The following is an 18570-nucleotide window of genomic DNA, read 5'->3' as shown; positions in this document are numbered from 1 at the left end:
AATGATACGAAGCACCACGATCGATCGACGCAGCTTCGTCAAGGCGGCAGGGATTGGCTTCCTTGCGGCCTTGACGCCAAGATCGCTGATGGCGTTGGAGCGGTCGGACGCCGTCTATGCCTCGGGCATTCGCGCCGCCGACGGCTCCTTTGCCATCGCGACGGTGACGGAGCGCGGCGAGATCGTCGATCAGGTGGCGCTTCCCGCCCGAGCTCACGGCATGGCCTTCAGCGCCGCCACCGGCAAGACCGCCGCCTTTGCGCGCCGGCCCGGCACCTATGCGATGATCTTCGATCCACGGGATAAGGGTCAGCCGATCGTCATCAGCTCCCGGGAAGACCGGCATTTCTACGGCCACGGCGTCTTCTCGCCCGATGGCCGCATTCTCTACGCCAGCGAGAACGATTTCGACGGCAATCGCGGCATGATCGGCATCTACGATGCGACCGACCGCTTCACCCGCATCGGCGAATTCGAGACCTATGGCATCGGCCCGCACGACATGACCGTGTCCGATGACGGACGCCTTCTCATTGTCGCCAATGGCGGCATCGAGACCCATCCCGACTTCGGCCGCACCAAGCTCAATCTCCGGGCGATGCAGCCGTCGCTGGTCCTGATCGATGCGGCGACGGGCGCGTTGATCGAAAAACATGTGCTGCCGGCCGAATGGTCGCAGCTGTCGACCCGCCACGTCGACCTCGACGGCGACGGCCGCATCTGGTTCGCCTGCCAGTACGAGGGCCACCGCAAGGATCTGCCGCCGCTCGTCGGCCATTTCGCCAAGGGCGAGGATCTTTCCTTCGTCGAACTGCCGGAGGAGACGACGCGCAGGCTTGCCAATTACGTCGGGGCGATCGCCGTCAATCGCAGCGAAGGCCTCGTCGGCATCACCTCCCCGAAAGGCGGCGCCTCGGTGACGATCGACGCGAGGACGGGCAAGGTGCTGGCCGAGACGGCAATTGCGGATGCCGCGGGCATCGCGCCGGCAAAAGAGGGCTTTGCCGTCTCCTCCTATGATGGCGACTTCCTGTCGACCCGCAGCGACGTCGCCTGGGATCAGCACATCGTTCGGATCTCTCAGCCGACGCGCGCATAGGCCTTCTGCTCGGCACTGATCGCCGACGCCGCAGCCCTTGCCGCTTGATGCAGCCATTCGCTCCCGCGCACCCGTAGGTCCTCCAGGATCGCCGCGGCCGCCGCCGGATCGTCGGAATGGCAGTTGGCGATCTCGAAGCCCATCAGCTCGAGCATCGTCGGCGCAAGCAGGATTTCCGGGTGCTTGTCGATCTCGATCTTGCGGCTGTTCGGCGAGAGCCGGCGCACGAGGATACGCCCGGAGACTTGATAGTGGGGATCGGCCGAGCGCATCCGCCCTCCGGCAATCTTGCCTGCATCGATCGTCCCATGCTGCAGCCCGTGGCAAAGCGACCAAGCCGAGGGCACCAACGCCTTCGCCTCGCGCAGAACCGGCCCGCCTTGCCATTCGCTATAGGCGACAAAACGCGGCCGACCGAGACTGCCGGTGCCGGCGCGATGCGGCTTGGCCACGAAGCGACCCGTGCCGGATGGCAATGCACCGGTAAGCGCCTCGATATAGGCGGGAGGCACCGGTTTCTTGCCGGGACGCAGCGTCTCGTATTTCTCCCAAAATTCCTGGCGGTCGGCATTCGGCAGCACCAATGCCTTGCGCAGCCATTTATAATCGCGCTCGAGGATGACAGGCAGCGGATTTTCAAGGCCCCTGCGATAGCCGGCGAGGATCAGTTCGCCGATTCTGCGGACGGACGGACCATTGTCGCCACGCGCCAGGATGGCGCTTGCCGCCAGACGAACGAGGTCGAGCGCATAAGGCATGAGCGCCGCGTCGTCGAAATCATTGACGCCCCAGACGAGCCGGCCCTCGACATCGCGCCAGGTGCCGAAATTTTCCAGATGCGTGTCGCCGATCGCCAGCACTTCAGGTGCGCCTGCAAGTTCCTGGCAGATGCCGAGGATGGTTTCGCACCAGCGCCAATAGGTGGCGCGCAGGAAGACGAACGCGTTGCTGCGCATCTTCTTATGTTTCTCCCTGAGATCCTTCTTGACGAGATCGTCGCCGAGTTCGCCGCTCAGCCAGTTCTCGAAATTCCGGACTGATTGCGATATCGTCGTCATGCCGCTGATGCATCCATCCTTTCGAGTGTGGATGCGAGAATACGCGCTCCGCGCGAAGCTGCAATCGCCATTGCACCAGGCTGGCGGCGCTGACGAAGCGGGTTCGTGCAACGACGCATGGCGAAAGGTTGCCCCGGCGACACGGTTTGCGGTTTCCGGTGTCGGCCGGGCGGATTTCGGCAAGGTCCAGCTTGTCGAATGCGGCCCGCCATGCCACTTTCCCGGCTTCGAGAGGGGTAGCCATGAGCGAGACTGACAGGGGCGATTTCCGCGCGCGAATCCGCCGCAATTTTGCGCGCCAGGCGGCGATGCAGACGATCGGCGCGGAGCTGACGCGCGTCGAGCACGGCGTCGTCGAGATCGAGCTTCCCTTCGACGTCAAACTGACACAGCAGCACGGCATCCTGCATGCGGGCATCATTTCGGCGGCGCTGGATTCGGCCTGCGGCTTTGCCGCCTACAGCGTCATCGACCCTGAAGCCTCGATCCTGACAATCGAGTTCAAGGTCAATCTCATGTCGCCGGGGCGTGGCGAGCGCTTCCTGTTTCGCGGGGAAATCACCAAACCCGGCTCCACCATTATCGTCGCCGACGGGCGAGGCTACGCGATCAGCGACGGGCCGGCGAAACTCATCGCCTCCATGACCGGAACGATGATGGTCATCCGCGGGAGAGAAGGAATTACAGGATGAAGTTCGAGCTGAAGTCGGTCGCAGGCAAATCCATGCTTTTCGTCATGGCGGCGGAGGCCGAATACGGCTCCTTCCTGCGTTCGCGCATCGAACCCTTGATGACGGGCGTCGGCCCGGTCGAGGCGGCAGTCGCGCTGACCAAAACCCTGGCACGCCTGGATGCGGCCGACGACCTTCCGGATCTCGTGGTATCGCTCGGGTCGGCCGGTTCGGCGAAACTGGAGCAGACCGAAGTCTATCAGGTGAGTTCGGTCTCCTATCGCGATATGGACGCCTCGCCGCTCGGTTTCGAAAAGGGTAGGACGCCGTTTCTCGACCTGCCCGCTGCGCTCGAACTGCCGCTGCGCATCCCCGGCATTCCCGAGGCAAGCCTTTCCACCGGCGGCAACGTCATCTCGGGTACCGCCTATAGCGACATCGACGCCGACATGGTCGACATGGAAACCTATGCGGTGCTGCGCGCCTGCCAGGGCTACAAGCTGCCGCTGATCGGCCTGCGCGGCATTTCCGACGGTGCGGTCGAACTGCAGCATATCTCCGGCTGGACGGAATATCTGCACATCGTCGATCGCAAGCTTTCCTACGGCGTCGACAGTCTGTTCACGGCGCTGGAGGACGGGGTTTTCTGGTTTTAGGAGTTCAGCGCCGCGCGTCTTCTCCGGCGCGGGGACAATCGGAACAATAAAAACCCGACACCGTCGATTTCCCGGATTGCCAGGCGAAGCGCTTTTCTTTAAAGCCTCGCCATGACCCAGACAGCACATCCCGACTCCGTTCTCATCGTCGATTTCGGCAGCCAGGTGACCCAGCTCATCGCACGGCGCGTGCGCGAGGCCGGCGTCTATTGCGAGATCGTCCCCTTTCAGTCCGCCGAAGAAGGCTTCAAGCGCCTGCAGCCGAAGGCGGTGATCCTCTCCGGCAGCCCGGCTTCCACCGTGGACGAGGGATCGCCGCGAGCGCCCCAGATCATCTTCGATAGCGGCCTGCCGGTCTTCGGCATCTGCTACGGCCAGCAGACGATGTGCATGCAGCTCGGCGGCAAGGTCGAAAGCGGCCATCACCGTGAATTCGGCCGCGCCTTTCTGGATGTCGACAAGGATTGCCAGCTGTTCGAAGGCCTCTGGTCCTCCGGCTCGCGCCATCAGGTGTGGATGAGCCACGGCGACCGCGTCACGGCGCTGCCAGACGGTTTCGAAGTGGTCGCCACCTCTTCCAACGCGCCCTTCGCCTTCATAGCCGACGAGAAGCGCAAATATTACGGCGTGCAGTTCCACCCCGAGGTCGTGCATACGCCCGACGGCGCCAAGCTGATCGGCAACTTCATTCACAATGTCGCCGGCATCAAGGGCGACTGGTCGATGTCGGCCTATCGCCAAAAAGCGGTCGACGAGATCCGCAAGCAGGTCGGTGACAAGCGCGTCATCTGCGCGCTTTCAGGTGGCGTCGACAGCTCCGTCGCGGCACTCCTGATCCACGAGGCCGTCGGCGACCAGCTGACCTGCATCCTCGTCGACCACGGGCTGATGCGCAAGGACGAGGCGGCCAATGTCGTCGCCATGTTCCGCGAGCACTACAATCTGCATCTGCTGCACGTCGATGCCTCCGACCGTTTTATCGGCGAGCTCGAGGGCGTCAGCGACCCTGAAACCAAGCGCAAGATCATCGGCCGGCTGTTCATCGAAACCTTCGAGGAGGAGGCGAAGAAACTCGGCGGCGCCGATTTCCTGGGCCAGGGCACGCTCTATCCCGACGTTATCGAGAGCGTTTCCTTCACCGGCGGCCCGTCGGTGACGATCAAGTCGCACCACAATGTCGGCGGCCTGCCGGAGCGCATGAACATGCAGCTCGTCGAGCCGCTGCGGGAACTGTTCAAGGACGAGGTGCGCGCGCTCGGCCGCGAGCTCGGCCTGCCCGACAGCTTCATCGGCCGCCACCCCTTCCCCGGCCCTGGCCTTGCCATCCGCTGCCCCGGCGGCATCACGCGCGAGAAGCTCGAGATCCTGCGCGAGGCCGATGCGATCTATCTCGACGAAATCCGCAAGGCCGGCCTCTACGACGCGATCTGGCAGGCCTTCGCCGTGCTGCTTCCCGTCCAGACTGTCGGTGTGATGGGCGACGGGCGCACGTATGAATTCGTCTGTGCGCTGCGCGCCGTCACCTCGGTCGACGGCATGACGGCTGATTTCTACCACTACGACATGGAATTCCTCGGCCGCGCCGCCACCCGCATCATCAACGAGGTGCGCGGCATCAACCGGGTGGTCTACGACGTCACGTCGAAGCCGCCCGGCACGATCGAGTGGGAGTGAGGGCAGAAGCCGCCCTCCGAGGTAGCTATTTGAGCGGCAGAAGCACCTCCGCCAGCGCCTCATGCTGCGGCACTTCAAGAAGCCAAGCCGCTGGCAAATATTTGGAAGTCGCGCGTCGCCGCGCAGCGTCCGCCAGCGACTCGCCGGCCTTAATAGCTTCGCCATTTGCCTCGATCGATCGGTCGACCAACACAAGGTCGCCAAAGGCGAGACGAAGTGGGGCTGAGACTGCTGGTGCATCGCTGATGTAAGCGGATCGATGCCCAATGAAGCGCCTGCCCCGATCAGTTCGGACGCGTTCGAGTTCAGCCAGAAACCAATTGCAATGTAAAATCAGTTGGCCTAACCTACTCCCGTCGCTACGCAGCCGAATTCACGCACATACTCCGTTCAAGAAGGAAGTTGGCATGGCTAAGCTCGTCTTCGGGATGAACCAGTCGCTGGACGGTTACGTCGACCACACGGCCTTCGGGCCAAGTCCCACCCTCTTCCGCCACTTCGTCGAGCAGGCGCAGAGGCAGGCGGGCAGCGTCTACGGCCGCCAGATGTACGAGGTCATGCGTTATTGGGATGACGATCATCCCGAATGGGATGCCGAGCAACGAGCCTTCGCAGCGGCGTGGCGGAAGCAGCCGAAATGGGTGGTCTCGCGCTCGTTGACGTCAGTCGGCTCCAACGCCAGGCTTGTTGGGAATGATCTCGAGGGCGTGATGCGCGCGCTAAAGGCCGAGCGTGACGGGGAGATCGAAGTTGCCGGGCCAGACTTGGCGCAAAGCCTTACCGGACTCGGGCTGATCGATGAATATCACATCTACCTGCATCCCGTCGTGCTCGGCCACGGCAAACCCTATTTCGCCGGGCCCCGGCCGCCGCTTCGTCTTGTGAGCCATGATCTGATCGACGAGAATGTGATCAAGCTGACCTATGTTCCTGCCTGATCCAAGGAGCCGCAAGTAAACTTGTCCGATCGTGGGCGGCGCGCACCTCTCGCGCCTGCAGGTATGAGCGCGGCCTCCTCCAACCTCCTCATGCTGAGGTGCGAAGCCCATAGGCGTAGCCTCGAAGCACGCCGCAACATTGCTTCTTGAATCCCTCTGATGCCTCCTGCGCTTGCCTCAGCGCACAGACCGGCCGAGGTTTAGTCACCACGGCCGGTCTTTGGTATGCAAGGATGTTGCGGCTCCAGAGCCGCCTCAGCGGCCGTAAGTGACCTCGATCGAGGCCTTGTCGAGCGTGTTGGCCCTGACATAGAAGCCGACCATGGCGCCCGGCGCCGTCTCGGGCAGCGGAAGCTTGTCCACCTTGAGCGCGTAGACGGTGAACTGGTAGCGGTGCGGCTTATCGCCGGCCGGAGGGCATGCGCCGCCATATCCGGAGGTGCCGAAATCTGTGTGGCCTTCCACGGCGCCTGCGGGAAGCTTCTTGTCACCGCTTGCACCCGTGGCAATCCCCGAAGTCTTTGCCGGGATGTTGAACACCGACCAATGCCACCAGCCGGAACCCGTGGGCGCATCCGGATCGTACGCCATGACGGCGAAGCTCTTGGTTCCCTCGGGTGCGCCCGACCAGGCCAGTTCCGGCGAGATGTTCTTGCCCGAGCAGCCGAAGCCGTTGAAGACCTGCGCATCGGCCATGGCCTTGCCGGCGGTCAGATCCTTCGAGGTGAGCTTCATTTCGGCATGGGCGGCCGTGGCGCCGAAGACGGAGGCGGCCATAAGTGCTGCTGTGATCAATCGCATTGCTATTCTCCTGTGGTTGACGATGCCGGGAAACTATCGTCACCGCGCCAGCGCATCTGCCCCGCTCTGCTCAATTTCTGCCCCGATCCGCTCAAATTGTTCGGGTCCGCTGCGTACATGGCGTGGGCTGACGCCAAACCGCTCCTTGAAGCGCGCGGAAAATTGCGAAGGCGAATCGTAACCGACCTCCAGCGCAACCTGCGCCATCGGCAATGTCGTGGTCTGAATGAGCGCCAGAGCACGGTTCATCCGGGTATCGCTCAAGATCTCGCTGAAGGCTGTATTCTCGGCGGAGAGCCTGCGCCGCAGCGTCGCCTCGCTCATGTTGAACAAGCCCGCAGCATGCGCCAGCGTCCAGGCGCCGGCCGGATCAGCTTCGATCATCTGCCTCAGCCGGTCCTCAAGCCGGGGGCTTTCGCATCGGCCGAGCACCGCCCCGCAGAGCGCGAACCAGGTGACGAGTTCCATCAGACGGGCCTTGGCGATGGCGCCCGGAAGCCGCGCCAGATTGCCCGGCTGACTGCAATATTGGAACAATGCAGCAGCTTCCTCCGGCAGCCTCGAGGTGCTGGCCGGAAGAGGCCGTGATGGCACGGCGACTGATCCCATCCTATCATAAGCGTCCTCGAAAAGCTGTCGCGGAATTGGAAGCGCCAGGGTCTGATATTTCTGCGGCGCTTTGGGAATGTTCTCCATCGTCAACGGCCGGTAGTCGGGCAACAGACCGTAATCGCCCGCCTCGAGGCGCAAAGGCTTGTCATCCGACATGACGATCTTCGTTCCAGACTGGACCTGGATCAGCAGCGGGCTGGTAGTGACGAGGCGATGGAAGCAGGCTCGACCACCCTGGCGGATCACTGCCCTGGTCGGAATGGGAAAGACGTCGTCGAGCATATGTTCTCCGCCAGCGGGATGGTCAGAACGGCGACCGGAGCAGCCAGCATGACGTCGCCCGCTTCGCCATCCAACTGAAGGCTCGAAATACCAAAACCACATGCTCGCAGCAACCATGCCGGCGGCACGGCACTCGAGCAGGTCTAACGACCGGCCGACCGGCGCACATAGTCGACCAGCGCGCGCAGTTTCACGGGCTGCCTCTGGCGCCTGGGATAGTAGAGATAGAAACCAGGAAAGGGCGGGCAGAAACCCTCCAGCAGCGGGATGAGCTCGCCGCGATCGAGATAGGGCGCGAAGGTTTCCACCATGCCGAAGGTGATCCCGGCCCCGGCGCAGGCCATGCGGATCATCATTCCCATGTCATTGGTCGTGACCACGGGATCGACGGCGACGTCGAAGTCGCGGTCGTTCTCCGTGAACTCCCAGCGATAGGGCGCGGTATCCGGGCGCGGCCGCCATCCGATGCAGGCGTGGTTCTGCAGGTCGCGGGGATGGCGAGGCGAACCGTGACGCTCGAGATAGCTTGGCGATGCGGCGGCGCATTGTCTCTGTTGAGACGAGACCGGTACCGCGATCATGTCCTGCTCGATCACCTCGCCCAGTCTCACACCAGCATCGAAGCCGGCTTCGACGATGTCGAATTCGTCATCGGTGATGGTGATATCGAGCTTGATGCCGGGGCAGGTCTGCATGAAGCCGGCGAGCAAAGTCCCGGATAGGAAGCGCTCGGCGATGGAGGAAACAGTGACCCGCAGCAGGCCGCTCGGGCGCGCTTGCATGTCGCGCACCGTCTGCATCGCATCGCTGACCTGGCGCATCGAGGGACGAACCGCCTCAAGGAAGACTTCGCCGGCCTCGGTCAGGCTGACGCTGCGCGTCGTGCGCTGAACCAGGGGCGCACCAAGCCGGTCCTCAAGGCGTTGCAAGGTCTGGCTGACGGCGGAGCGGGTCACGCCGAGGCGCTCGCCGGCGAGACGGAAATTCCGCGCCTCCGCTATGGCGAGAAAGACTGAAATGCCTTCGAGATCATCGGCCATTGGTTAGCTATGCTAACCAAGCCATTCGGCATTGGCAACTTAATCGCGCGGCTCGCCAAGATTATGTTCTGTCGAGGGCAAGGCATGAGCTAGCCCCGAGTGCTGCCCGCGTCGAAAGGAAGAGCGATGCCAAAGTTTTACAGCAGCCCAGTTCTGCATCTCTTCACCGCAATCATTCTAACCGGCACGGCGCTCCCCACGTGGCCCGCCGACGCCTCGAACGAGCGAAAATCCAAGTTCCAACAGCCAAGCGAGAACACCATGCAGCAGCATCCCTATGTCGGAATGTGGGTCACCGACGACGGCCGAGTCCGACACGAACTCCTGCCCGACAATCGTTACGACGAGGCCCGCGGACGCCGGGAGAGCGCCTATCGCGGACGCTACGAAGTCACCGGAACACATATCGAGTATTGGGACGATACCGGCTTCACCGCCGATGGCGATTTCGTCGACGACAACACGCTCCATCATGGCGGCATGGTGCTTCGCCGCAAATGACCCCGCACACCGAAAAGGCCGCATAGGACGGCCGGAAAGGATGACGACATGTCTTCCACCACACCCATCTGGTTCATTACCGGCGCATCATCCGGCCTCGGCCGGGCACTCGCCGAAGCGGTTCTGGCGCGCGGCTGGCGCGCTGCCATTACGGCGCGCAAACCCGATACACTCGGCGACCTCACGGCAGCACATGGCGAGCGGGCGTTGGCCCTCGCCCTCGACGTAACCGACGGCCGCTCTATCGCTGCTGCGGTCCGTGAAGCCGAGGCGCAGTTCGGCGCCATCGATGTCCTCGTCAACAATGCCGGCTATGGCTATCTCTCGGCAATCGAAGAGGGCGAGGATGCCGAGATCCGCGCCCAATTCGAGACCAATGTCTTCGGCTTGATCGCCGTGACCAAACAAGTTCTGCCTGGCATGCGCTCACGCCGGCGGGGGCATATCTTCAACGTCTCCTCGCTCGGCGGGCTCGTCGCCTTCGCCGCAACCGGCTACTACCATGCCACCAAGTTTGCGGTCGAAGCCCTGTCGGAGTCGCTGGCCCATGAGGTCGGTCCGCTTGGCATCCGTGTGACGATCCTTGAGCCCGGCGGCTTCCGCACCGATTGGGCCGGCCGCTCGATGGTCGAATCCAGCACGATCCTCGAAGACTATGCCGAGACCGCGGGCAAGCGGCGCCAGGCCATCCGCTCGATTTCCGGCAAGCAGCCGGGCGATCCCGCACGCGCGGCAAGCGCAATCATATCGGCCTTCGAGGCGGGCAAGCCGCCGCTGCGGCTGCTGCTCGGGGCAGCTTCCCTGAAGATCGCCCGCGAACGGCTCGACACGCTGCGCGCCAATTTCGATGCCTGGGCTGACACGACGCTCAGCGCCGATTTCCCCAACTGATCGCCACAACAACCCTCAACCTGCACATGGAGTGTGAAATGTCTGACATCGAAGGAAAGGTCATCGCCATCACCGGAGCCAGCAGCGGCATTGGAGAGGCCACGGCAAAGGTGCTGGCCGCGGCGGGCGCCCGGATCGTGATCGGCGCGCGCCGCAGCGACCGACTGGAGGCGCTCGCCGGCGAAATCGAAGCCGGGGGCGGAACGGTGCGTCTGCGCAAGCTCGACGTCACCGACCGTGTCCAGGTGGAAGCCTTTGCCGGCTTCGCCAAGTCCGAATTCGGCCGCCTCGATGTCATCGTCAACAATGCCGGCGTCATGCCGCTCTCGCCGCTCGACGCACTCAAGGTCGACGAGTGGGACCGAATGGTCGACGTCAATATTAAGGGCGTTCTCTACGGCATAGCGGCCGCTCTTCCGATCATGAAGGCACAGGGCTCGGGGCAGATCATCAACCTGTCCTCGATCGGCGGCCACAGCGTCTCGCCGACTGCCGCCGTCTATTGCGCGACGAAATACGCGGTGCGGGCAATCTCGGATGGATTGCGTCAGGAGACAGATCGTATCCGCGTCACCGTCATTTCTCCCGGAACAACGACCTCGGAACTGGCCGAGACGATCACCGATCCCACTGCGCGGGATGCGATGAAGGCTTTCAGGGCGGTCACCATCAGCCCCGAAGCCGTCGGCAATGCGATCCTCTACGCCATCAGCCAGCCCGATGACGTCGATGTCAGCGAGATCGTCATCCGGCCGACGGCCAGCCCGCATTGAGCTGCCGGCATTTCGCCTAAAAACTCAGCGATTGCTGGGCGGGCGGCGGCGGGGCGAGGCTGATGCCTTCAAGCTCCAGCATGCGGGCCTTCGATGTTGAGCCGCCGGGCGCGGAGAAGCCGCCGATCTTGCCGCCGGCGGCGAGCACCCGATGGCAGGGAATGATCAGGGCGACTGGGTTTTTCGCCATCGCCTGACCAACATCGCGGGCCGCTTCCGGCCCGACGCCAAGCTCCTTCGCCAGCGCGCCATAGGTGGTCGTGCGGCCCCAGCCGACACGCCGTGCCGCCGCATAAATATCCCGAAAGAAGTCGTTCTGGCCGGCAAGATCGAGTTGGACGCCGGAGAAATCGGTTTCCTCCCCTTGGAAATAGCGTTTCACCGCTGCGACGGTCTCGAGCACCTGAGGCGTCGGCGCGCCGGGCGCACCATCGGGCAGTCGGCGCAGAAGCAGCCGCTCGGTAGCCTCCGCGGCTTTCGTCGGCAGCTGGAAACGGACGATGCCGGCATCGCTCCAGGCGATGCCGCAGAAGCCGCCCGCGGTTTCGAAGATGAGATAGTGGTGCCTTGCCTCAGCCATGACACAGCCTCCGCGTTTTCGATGTCCCAAAGGATCGTATGGAGCTGCCGCTGTTTCAACCCGTTTCTTGCCTAGATCGTTCTTTTTTTGTTCCTAGAGGCTTGGAAGCCGATTAAGCAGGCACTTTTGATGTTTCGTGCATCATCTCGACGGCGAGGCAAGATCAATCATAGCGGCAACTGCTTTTCTTCGGGCCTCGGTGAGGCAAGGGTGGCGGTGAGGCTTGCGCTCGCCGGTTTTCAGCGCTTAAAGCTGGTCGGGCTGGTGAATGCGGAGCAAGGACAGCATGGACGTTTCGGAGATCATCATCCCAGGCGATACGCCGGGAACGGCATGGCGGCTGCCGGTGCTGCGTTTTGCTGGCCGTGATCCGAAGGCGCCGAAGGCCTACATTCAGGCGGCGCTTCACGCCGGTGAGCTGCCGGGAACGGCGCTCCTGCATTTCCTCTCGGAGCGGCTGCGTCGGGCGGAAAGCGAAGGCGCGGTCGCAGGCGACATCACCATCGTACCGCAGGCCAACCCCATTGGCGCGGCGCAATCGCATTTCGGCGAATTGCAGGGTCGCTTCGATCTCGGTTCCCGCACCAATTTCAACCGGGATTTTCCGCTGATAAGCGTCACCGATCGGGCAATGCTGACGGAAGATTTCAATGATTATCCGGCTACCGACCAGCTGAAGAGGCGGCTTCTGCACATGGCGCTCGGGGCCGACCTCGTCCTCGATCTGCACTGCGACGACGAATCACTGCAATATGCCTATATCGATGAGGCCTTCTGGCCGGAGGCGGCCGACCTTGCCGCCGCGCTCGACATGGAGGCCGTGCTGCTTTCGGATGGCGAAAGCTCGGCCTTCGAGGAGGCCGTCGGTTTTGCATGGAAATATGCGGTTCCCGGCGAACGACAATCCCGGCTGCCGGGCAAGCTTTCGGTCACCGTCGAGCTGCGCGGCAAGCGCGACGTCGATCCGCTGCTGGCGAAGCGGGATGCGGACGGGCTCTGGCGTTTTCTCGCCGCACGGGGGATCGTGAGCGACGACAGAATGGCGCCGGCCATGTTTGTCGGTCCCGCCGTGCCGCTCGACAATGTGGAGATCATCCGCGCTCCCGAAGGCGGCGCCGTGCTCTTCCATCGCACGATCGGTGACAGGATTGCAGAGGGCGAACTTCTGGCGACGATCGTCACCCGGCCGGGTCAACCTGACGGCAGCATCGACCTGCATGCGCCGCAGGATGGGCTGGTCCTGACCCGAACCTCGGATCGGCTGGTGCGCCGGCGCGGCGACCTGATGAAGATCGTCTGCGCCAGGCCGAGCAAGGCCACACGCAAGGCCGGCACGCTGGAGAGTTGAGCAGGTGCTGCCCGGGACAAATGCCCGGGCGGCATTTGCGCCGGCTGTCGCGCATGCTATCCCGTTGCCATCACAGGGAGATCGATCGGGCATGGCCGTCACCATCTATGGCATCAAGAATTGCGACACGATGAAGAAAGCCCGTAGTTGGCTGGAAGAACACGGCGTCGATTATGAGTTTCACGATTACAAGGCACTCGGCATCGACCGCGCCCATCTCGAAGCCTGGATCGATGAAGCCGGCCTCGATACGGTGCTCAACCGCGCCGGCACCACCTTTCGAAAACTGCCCGATGCCGAGCGCGAGAACCTGAGCCGGGAGAAGGCGATCGCGCTGATGCTCGACCAGCCGTCGACGATCAAGCGGCCGGTGCTGGAGGCGGAAGGCAAGCTCTTGATCGGCTTCAGGCCGGAGAATTATTCGGATCTGTTCGGGCGCTGAGCAATGTCCAAGACCACGCGCGCGACACAGGTTCTCTCCCAGGCGGGTGTCACCTTTACCATCCACAGCTATGATTATGATCCGGGCGCGGAGCGTGTCGGGCTGCAGGCGGCGGAAGCCTTAGGCGAGGCGCCGCAGCGCGTGCTGAAAACGCTGATGGCGGAGGTGGACGGCAAGCCCGTCTGCGTTGTCGTGCCGTCGGATCGCGAAGTCAGCATGAAGAAACTCGCCAGCGCCTTTCGCGGCAAATCGGCCAATATGATGAAGCCTGCCGATGCCGAACGGCTGACGGGCTACCATGTCGGCGGCATCAGCCCCTTCGGCCAGAGGAAGACCGTGCCGACGGCAATCGAGGAGATCGCTCTCGCCGAGCCGCTCGTCTATATCAATGGCGGACAGCGGGGGCTGCAGGTGCGGCTTGATCCGAAGGATGCACTGAAGGTGGTAAAAGCCGTCGGCGCGCCATTGGTCGCCTGATCAGAGGAAACGAGCGAGCAGACCGGAAATCGCCTTCGCCTCGTCTTCGGCAAGCTTGCTGCCGACATGGCTCTCGATCGCTGCGGCATAGACAGTCCACATCCGGGTGCGAAGCGTTCGGCCTGCGTCGGTGATCAGAACCCAGCGCCCGCGGCCATCCTCGGCGAAGACCTCACGCCGGACCAAGCCCTCTCTTTCCAGCCGGTCGATCAGCCGGGAAAGATTATACTGGGCCAGCAATGTCCGCTCCTCTATCTCGTAGGGCCGCAGCTTGCCGTCGTTCGCGCGCGCCAGTTCCCACAGCACGTCATACCAGGCAAGCGGCGGCATGCCGGCCGCTTTCAGATCGGCTTCGATCGCGGTGAGCAGCCGTTCGCGAGCGCGCATGATGCTGGTCCAGGCAGAGGTGGCGGTTTCGCTCGGCTTCGGCATCTTTTCCATGATAGATGCAGATACATTTATCTTGCGCAAAGCCGCAAGCACTATTATATGCAGATGCATCTATTAAAACTGCGAGGAGACGTTCATGAGCAGGCTTACCCTCATCAGCCACCATCTCTGCCCCTATGTGCAACGCGCCGCCATCGCGCTTCACGAAAAGGGTGTTCCCTTCGAGCGCGTCAACATCGACCTTGCCAACAAGCCGGACTGGTTCCTGCAGATCTCACCGCTCGGCAAGGTGCCGCTGCTGAGAATCGAGGAAGAGGATGGCAGCGAGGCCATCCTCTTCGAAAGCAGCGTCATCTGCGAATATCTGGAGGAGACGCAGGCGGGACCTGCCCTGCATCCTGCCGATCCGCTTGCCCGTGCCCGCCATCGCGGCTGGATGGAGTTCGGCTCGTCCGTGCTTTCCGATCTCTGGGGCTATGAAACGGCCACGGACGTGGAACAGCTGGAGGCCAAGCGCAAGGCGCTGATCGCCAAGTTCACGACGCTCGAAGGAGCGCTCGGGGATGGACCTTATTTTTCCGGCAGCAGCTTCAGCCTCGTCGATGCCGTCTTCGCGCCGATCTTTCGGTATTTCGATGTTTTCGACAGGCTGGGGGATAGCGGCATCTTCGAGGGGCTCGAGCGGGTGACGCGCTGGCGGAGCACGCTCGGCGAACGGCGGAGCGTGAAAGACGCCGTCGGCGAGGATTATCCGCAGCGGCTGTTGGAATTCCTGGAAAAGCACAAGTCGATCCTGCTCAGGCTGCCCATCGCGGCCTGAGGCGTGATGCTGAAGCGGGTCGGCCATCGCCACCGGCCGCTTTCAAATCGGCAGCTCTGCGCTTCATTTTCGCCGCAAACGGGTCTAAGTCTTTCAGCCTCTTAGAGCGGTTCAGCTTTTCACAGAAGCGCAAAACCGCTCTAATCTTTTGAACTTACGCAATTCCAGACGGAAAACCGCTTCGCACCTTTCCTGGAATTGCTTTAGCGTCGATGACAGAAGGCAGGTTGAACCATGACTTTCATGCCCCAGAGCCAGAACACCGTTGATCCCGTCAAGCTGGAGAAACTCGCGGAAGTCGCGGTCAAGGTCGGGCTGCAGCTGCAAAAGGGCCAGGATCTGGTGATCACCGCGCCTGTTGTGGCGCTCCCGCTCGTTCGCCTCATCACCAAACACGCGTATCAGGCCGGCGCCGGTCTGGTGAGCGCCTTCTACTCCGACGAGGAAACGACGCTGGCGCGTTATCAGTACGGCAGCGACGAGAGCTTCGACCGCGCCTCCGACTGGCTCTACGAGGGCATGGCCAAGGCCTATGCCAACGGGGCGGCCCGTCTGGCGGTCGCCGGCGACAATCCAATGCTGCTTTCCGAGCAGGATGCCGGCAAGGTCGGCCGCGCCAATCGCGCCACATCAACCGCTTATAAGCCGGCCTTGGAAAAGATCTCGAATTTCGACATCAACTGGAACATCGTCTCCTATCCCAACCCCTCCTGGGCCAAGGTGGTCTTCCCCGACGACCCGGAACCGATCGCAATCGCCAAGCTCGCCAAGGCGATCTTTGCCGCCTCGCGCGTCGATGTCAGCGACCCCGTCGCCGCCTGGGCGGAGCACAATGCCAATCTCGCCAAGCGCTCAGCCTGGCTGAACGGCGAGCGTTTTGCCTCGCTGCATTTCAAGGGGCCGGGCACAGATCTGACGGTCGGTCTTGCCGACGGGCATGAGTGGCATGGCGGCGCCTCCACCGCCAAGAACGGCATTACCTGCAATCCGAATATTCCGACTGAAGAGGTGTTCACGACGCCGCATGCGTTGCGGGTCGAAGGTCATGTCTCGAGCACCAAACCGCTCTCGCATCAGGGCACGCTGATCGACAATATCCAGGTGCGCTTCGAGGGTGGGCGGATCGTCGAAGCCAAGGCGTCACGCGGCGAACAGGTGTTGAACAAGGTGCTCGATACGGACGAGGGTGCGCGCCGGCTCGGCGAAGTGGCGCTCGTTCCGCATTCCTCGCCGATCTCGGCGAGCGGCATTCTGTTCTACAACACGCTGTTCGACGAAAACGCCTCCTGCCACATCGCGCTCGGCCAGTGCTATTCCAAGTGCTTCCTCGATGGCGCTTCACTGAGCCAGGAGCAGATCAAGGCGCAGGGCGGCAATTCCAGCCTGATCCACATCGACTGGATGATCGGCTCCGACAAGGTCGATATCGACGGCATCACACCGGACGGTGGGCGGGTTCCGGTGATGCGGCAGGGCGAGTGGGCCTGAGCGGCATCACCGTGCGCTGACTGAGCCAGACGCTGGCAAGGATCATGGCGAAGCCGGCAAGCTGCGCCGGCGTCAGGCTCTCGCCGAGCGCCAGCCAGCCGAGAAGAGTGGCAACGACGGGGCTCAGGAAGCCGAGCGACGCCGCAGCCGAGGGCTCGATGCGAGACAGACCGCGAAACCACAGCAGATAGGTAAAGGCCGCTCCGATCAGGCCAAGCCAGGCGATTCCGAGAATATTGGCGACCGTCGGCACCGGTAGCGCCGGCTCGAGCAGCAAGGCGACGGGCACGAGCAGGATACCGCCCGCGGTCAATTGCCATGACGTAAAGGTAAGGCTGGAAACAGGCGGCTGCCAGTGACGGGTCAGCACGGTGCCGAAGGCCATGGAGACGGCGCCGGCAAGGCCAGCCGCAACGCCCAGAGGATCGAGCGCCGCATTCGGCGTCAGCACCAGCAGCGCGACGCCTGCCATACCGATCAGGCCGGCGACGACGGCAAGGAAGCGGATCGGCTTGCCGAGGAAGAGGCGCGACAAGGCGATGACAATCAGCGGCTGAACGGCGCCGACCGTGGCCGCGACGCCACCCGGCAGGCGATAGGCCGAAACAAAGAGCATTGCCCAGAAGAACGAGAAGTTCAGCGCCCCGAGAATGAAGGCGCGGCCCCACCAGACCCCCGTCGGCAGCTTCCGGACAATGAGCAGGAGAAGCAGGCCGGCCGGCAAAGCACGCAGCATGGCGACAGACAGCGGATAACCCTGCGGCAGGAAGGACGTCGTGACGAAATAGGTGCTGCCCCAGATGGCGGGGGCGATAGCGGTCGTCAACACGTCGGCGATATGACGGGAATTTGTCTTCATATCAAGAATCTCTATATCAAGATAAATACAGAATAGTCCATTTTATCTTGACGTCAAGATATCCACTGCTATCGATGTGACATGGGTGAAGAGAAGCAAGATCACGTCGACCGAATCCTGGCGCAATGGAGGCGCGAGCGGCCCGACCTCGACGTCGAACCGATGGGCATCCTCGGGCGCCTGAAGCGCCTCGGCACCCATCTCGGCCGCGAGGTCGAAGCCGTGCTCATGAAGCACGGGCTTTCCACCCCGGCCTTCGACGTGCTGGCAACACTTCGCCGTTCAGGCGCGCCGCACCGGCTTTCGCCGGGCGAGCTTCTGGAGATGACGATGGTGAGCTCCGGCACGATGACGAACCGGATCGACCAGTTGGAGAAAGCGGGATTCGTCGAGCGCATCGTCAATCCGCAGGACAGGCGCAGCGTGCTGATTGCGCTGACCGACAAGGGACTTGCGACCGTTGAAGAGGCGGTCGGCGCCCATGTCGCCAATCAGCAGCGGCTGACGCGCAATCTGACACCCGAGGAGAGGGCCACGTTCGACCGGCTGCTCAAGAAGTTCCTGTCGGACTTTGAATAGTCAGACTGCGGCGAGCAACTTACGGACGCGCTCCAAATGCGCCTTGCGCCTGGCATCAGTCGCACGATCCATGTCGTGCAGGCTCAGCATGCGGAAGACGAGCTTCTTCGCGCAGAATGCGGCAATGCCGCGCTTCAGCAGGCGGCGGACGGGATCGCCCATATAAAGATGCACCAGCCACCAGGGCGATCCCGTCGTGGTCAGCGCATAGAGCAGCCGGATATTGGTAAGCTCGGGCACGATGCGCCCGCCGGCGGCATCGTGCGTGAAGGCCACGCCGGGCGCGAAGATGCGATCGAAGAACCCTTTCAGCACGGCTGGAAAATTGAACCACCATTGCGGAAAGACGAGGACGAGACCATCAGCCGCCTTCAGGCGGCCAACGATGCCGGCAACGGCCGAAGTGTCGTATGGCATATCGAAGTAACCGCGGCGCTCGGCTTCGGAAAGGCGCGGATCAAAATCCTCAGCGTAGAGATCGATGAGATCGACAACATGCCCGGACGCTTGCAGTGCCTCGCGGGCCGTGCGCGCCACCGAGGCAGCGAAACTTTCCGGCAGCGGATGGGCAAGCACCAGCAGGATCCGCAT

At 62.9% G+C, this 18570-nt stretch carries 22 protein-coding genes; 14 read left to right on the top strand and 8 right to left on the bottom strand.

All coding sequences use genetic code 11. The features are described from left to right. Position 1 precedes the first annotated feature (1 nt). The gene (locus tag ACQ7C1_RS10150) at positions 2–1099 is read left to right on the top strand and encodes a DUF1513 domain-containing protein (protein WP_430958182.1); all 1098 of its coding nucleotides are present in this window, start codon (positions 2–4) and stop codon (positions 1097–1099) included. On the opposite strand, the gene ACQ7C1_RS10145 is transcribed toward ACQ7C1_RS10150, so the two are convergent. Continuing rightward, complete coding sequence (locus ACQ7C1_RS10145; protein ID WP_430958181.1) at positions 1081–2157, bottom strand: DUF2252 family protein; 1077 nt, start codon at positions 2155–2157, stop codon at positions 1081–1083. The two genes, ACQ7C1_RS10150 and ACQ7C1_RS10145, sit on opposite strands and share 19 nt — an antisense overlap. A 242-nt stretch (positions 2158–2399) precedes the next feature. Here ACQ7C1_RS10145 and ACQ7C1_RS10140 point away from each other — a divergent pair, with 242 nt between their 5' ends. From ACQ7C1_RS10140 to ACQ7C1_RS10125, 4 genes are all read left to right on the top strand, one after another. Then, positions 2400–2849 carry a PaaI family thioesterase gene (locus tag ACQ7C1_RS10140; RefSeq protein WP_085776653.1) on the top strand — a complete coding sequence of 150 codons (450 nt, stop codon included), beginning with the start codon at positions 2400–2402 and terminating at the stop codon, positions 2847–2849. Further along, positions 2846–3484, top strand: coding sequence for a 5'-methylthioadenosine/S-adenosylhomocysteine nucleosidase (locus ACQ7C1_RS10135; RefSeq protein WP_285191959.1), 639 nt, complete (start codon positions 2846–2848; stop codon positions 3482–3484). The genes ACQ7C1_RS10140 and ACQ7C1_RS10135 overlap by 4 nt, the downstream gene beginning before the upstream one ends. A 111-nt stretch (positions 3485–3595) precedes the next feature. Then, the gene (gene guaA, locus ACQ7C1_RS10130) at positions 3596–5158 is read left to right on the top strand and encodes a glutamine-hydrolyzing GMP synthase (protein WP_085776651.1); all 1563 of its coding nucleotides are present in this window, start codon (positions 3596–3598) and stop codon (positions 5156–5158) included. A gap of 407 nt (positions 5159–5565) precedes the next feature. Next, positions 5566–6096, top strand: a complete 531-nt coding sequence (locus tag ACQ7C1_RS10125) for a dihydrofolate reductase family protein (protein WP_430958180.1) — start codon at positions 5566–5568, stop codon at positions 6094–6096. Between the two features lie 255 nt (positions 6097–6351). Here the strand turns inward: ACQ7C1_RS10125 and ACQ7C1_RS10120 are convergent, their stop codons facing one another. The 3 genes from ACQ7C1_RS10120 to ACQ7C1_RS10110 form a co-directional block, all read right to left on the bottom strand. Continuing rightward, positions 6352–6897, bottom strand: a complete 546-nt coding sequence (locus tag ACQ7C1_RS10120) for a YbhB/YbcL family Raf kinase inhibitor-like protein (protein WP_097599510.1) — start codon at positions 6895–6897, stop codon at positions 6352–6354. A gap of 39 nt (positions 6898–6936) precedes the next feature. After that, positions 6937–7791, bottom strand: a complete 855-nt coding sequence (locus ACQ7C1_RS10115) for a helix-turn-helix transcriptional regulator (protein ID WP_430958179.1) — start codon at positions 7789–7791, stop codon at positions 6937–6939. A 143-nt stretch (positions 7792–7934) separates the two neighbouring features. After that, the gene (locus tag ACQ7C1_RS10110; RefSeq protein WP_430958178.1) at positions 7935–8831 is read right to left on the bottom strand and encodes a LysR substrate-binding domain-containing protein; all 897 of its coding nucleotides are present in this window, start codon (positions 8829–8831) and stop codon (positions 7935–7937) included. Positions 8832–8957: 126 nt separating this feature from the next. Here ACQ7C1_RS10110 and ACQ7C1_RS10105 point away from each other — a divergent pair, with 126 nt between their 5' ends. The 3 genes from ACQ7C1_RS10105 to ACQ7C1_RS10095 are packed head-to-tail and all read left to right on the top strand — an operon-like array spanning position 8958 to position 10996. Continuing rightward, positions 8958–9332, top strand: a complete 375-nt coding sequence (locus ACQ7C1_RS10105) for an Atu4866 domain-containing protein (RefSeq protein WP_097599513.1) — start codon at positions 8958–8960, stop codon at positions 9330–9332. Between the two features lie 48 nt (positions 9333–9380). Then, on the top strand, positions 9381–10223 hold the full coding sequence (locus ACQ7C1_RS10100; RefSeq protein WP_430958176.1) for an oxidoreductase: 843 nt from the start codon (positions 9381–9383) through the stop codon (positions 10221–10223). A gap of 38 nt (positions 10224–10261) precedes the next feature. Further along, complete coding sequence (locus tag ACQ7C1_RS10095) at positions 10262–10996, top strand: SDR family oxidoreductase (protein WP_430958175.1); 735 nt, start codon at positions 10262–10264, stop codon at positions 10994–10996. 16 nt (positions 10997–11012) lie between these two features. On the opposite strand, the gene ACQ7C1_RS10090 is transcribed toward ACQ7C1_RS10095, so the two are convergent. Next, positions 11013–11576, bottom strand: a complete 564-nt coding sequence (locus tag ACQ7C1_RS10090; RefSeq protein WP_430958174.1) for a methylated-DNA--[protein]-cysteine S-methyltransferase — start codon at positions 11574–11576, stop codon at positions 11013–11015. Between the two features lie 286 nt (positions 11577–11862). On the opposite strand from ACQ7C1_RS10090, the gene ACQ7C1_RS10085 reads away from it, so the two are divergent. The 3 genes from ACQ7C1_RS10085 to ybaK all read left to right on the top strand — a co-directional run bounded on the left by ACQ7C1_RS10085 (position 11863) and on the right by ybaK (position 13843). Then, positions 11863–12924, top strand: a complete 1062-nt coding sequence (locus ACQ7C1_RS10085) for a peptidase M14 (protein ID WP_430958173.1) — start codon at positions 11863–11865, stop codon at positions 12922–12924. A gap of 91 nt (positions 12925–13015) precedes the next feature. Further along, positions 13016–13366 carry an ArsC family reductase gene (locus tag ACQ7C1_RS10080; RefSeq protein WP_430958172.1) on the top strand — a complete coding sequence of 117 codons (351 nt, stop codon included), beginning with the start codon at positions 13016–13018 and terminating at the stop codon, positions 13364–13366. A gap of 3 nt (positions 13367–13369) precedes the next feature. Beyond that, a complete protein-coding gene (gene ybaK, locus ACQ7C1_RS10075) occupies positions 13370–13843 on the top strand; it encodes a Cys-tRNA(Pro) deacylase (RefSeq protein ID WP_085776641.1) in 474 nt (157 codons plus the stop codon). Here the strand turns inward: ybaK and ACQ7C1_RS10070 are convergent, their stop codons facing one another. Beyond that, entirely contained in the window at positions 13844–14284 is a 441-nt protein-coding gene (locus ACQ7C1_RS10070; RefSeq protein ID WP_430958171.1) for a MarR family winged helix-turn-helix transcriptional regulator, read from the bottom strand. An 85-nt stretch (positions 14285–14369) separates the two neighbouring features. Between ACQ7C1_RS10070 and ACQ7C1_RS10065 the strand changes: the two genes are divergently transcribed. Both ACQ7C1_RS10065 and ACQ7C1_RS10060 read left to right on the top strand, forming a co-directional pair. After that, a complete protein-coding gene (locus tag ACQ7C1_RS10065) occupies positions 14370–15053 on the top strand; it encodes a glutathione S-transferase family protein (protein ID WP_430958170.1) in 684 nt (227 codons plus the stop codon). 234 nt (positions 15054–15287) lie between these two features. Beyond that, positions 15288–16541, top strand: coding sequence for an aminopeptidase (locus tag ACQ7C1_RS10060; RefSeq protein ID WP_430958169.1), 1254 nt, complete (start codon positions 15288–15290; stop codon positions 16539–16541). On the opposite strand, the gene ACQ7C1_RS10055 is transcribed toward ACQ7C1_RS10060, so the two are convergent. Then, on the bottom strand, positions 16489–17400 hold the full coding sequence (locus ACQ7C1_RS10055) for an EamA family transporter (RefSeq protein WP_430958168.1): 912 nt from the start codon (positions 17398–17400) through the stop codon (positions 16489–16491). The two genes, ACQ7C1_RS10060 and ACQ7C1_RS10055, sit on opposite strands and share 53 nt — an antisense overlap. Before the next feature lie 81 nt (positions 17401–17481). Here ACQ7C1_RS10055 and ACQ7C1_RS10050 point away from each other — a divergent pair, with 81 nt between their 5' ends. Then, positions 17482–17979, top strand: a complete 498-nt coding sequence (locus tag ACQ7C1_RS10050; protein WP_085776637.1) for a MarR family winged helix-turn-helix transcriptional regulator — start codon at positions 17482–17484, stop codon at positions 17977–17979. On the opposite strand, the gene ACQ7C1_RS10045 is transcribed toward ACQ7C1_RS10050, so the two are convergent. Next, the gene (locus ACQ7C1_RS10045) at positions 17980–18570 is read right to left on the bottom strand and encodes an NAD(P)H-dependent oxidoreductase (protein WP_097599524.1); all 591 of its coding nucleotides are present in this window, start codon (positions 18568–18570) and stop codon (positions 17980–17982) included.

Origin of the sequence: Rhizobium sp. Nf11,1, assembly GCF_050587665.1 — a bacterium.
GTDB lineage: Bacteria > Pseudomonadota > Alphaproteobacteria > Rhizobiales > Rhizobiaceae > Rhizobium.
This window is presented reverse-complemented; position numbering and strand designations above follow the sequence as displayed.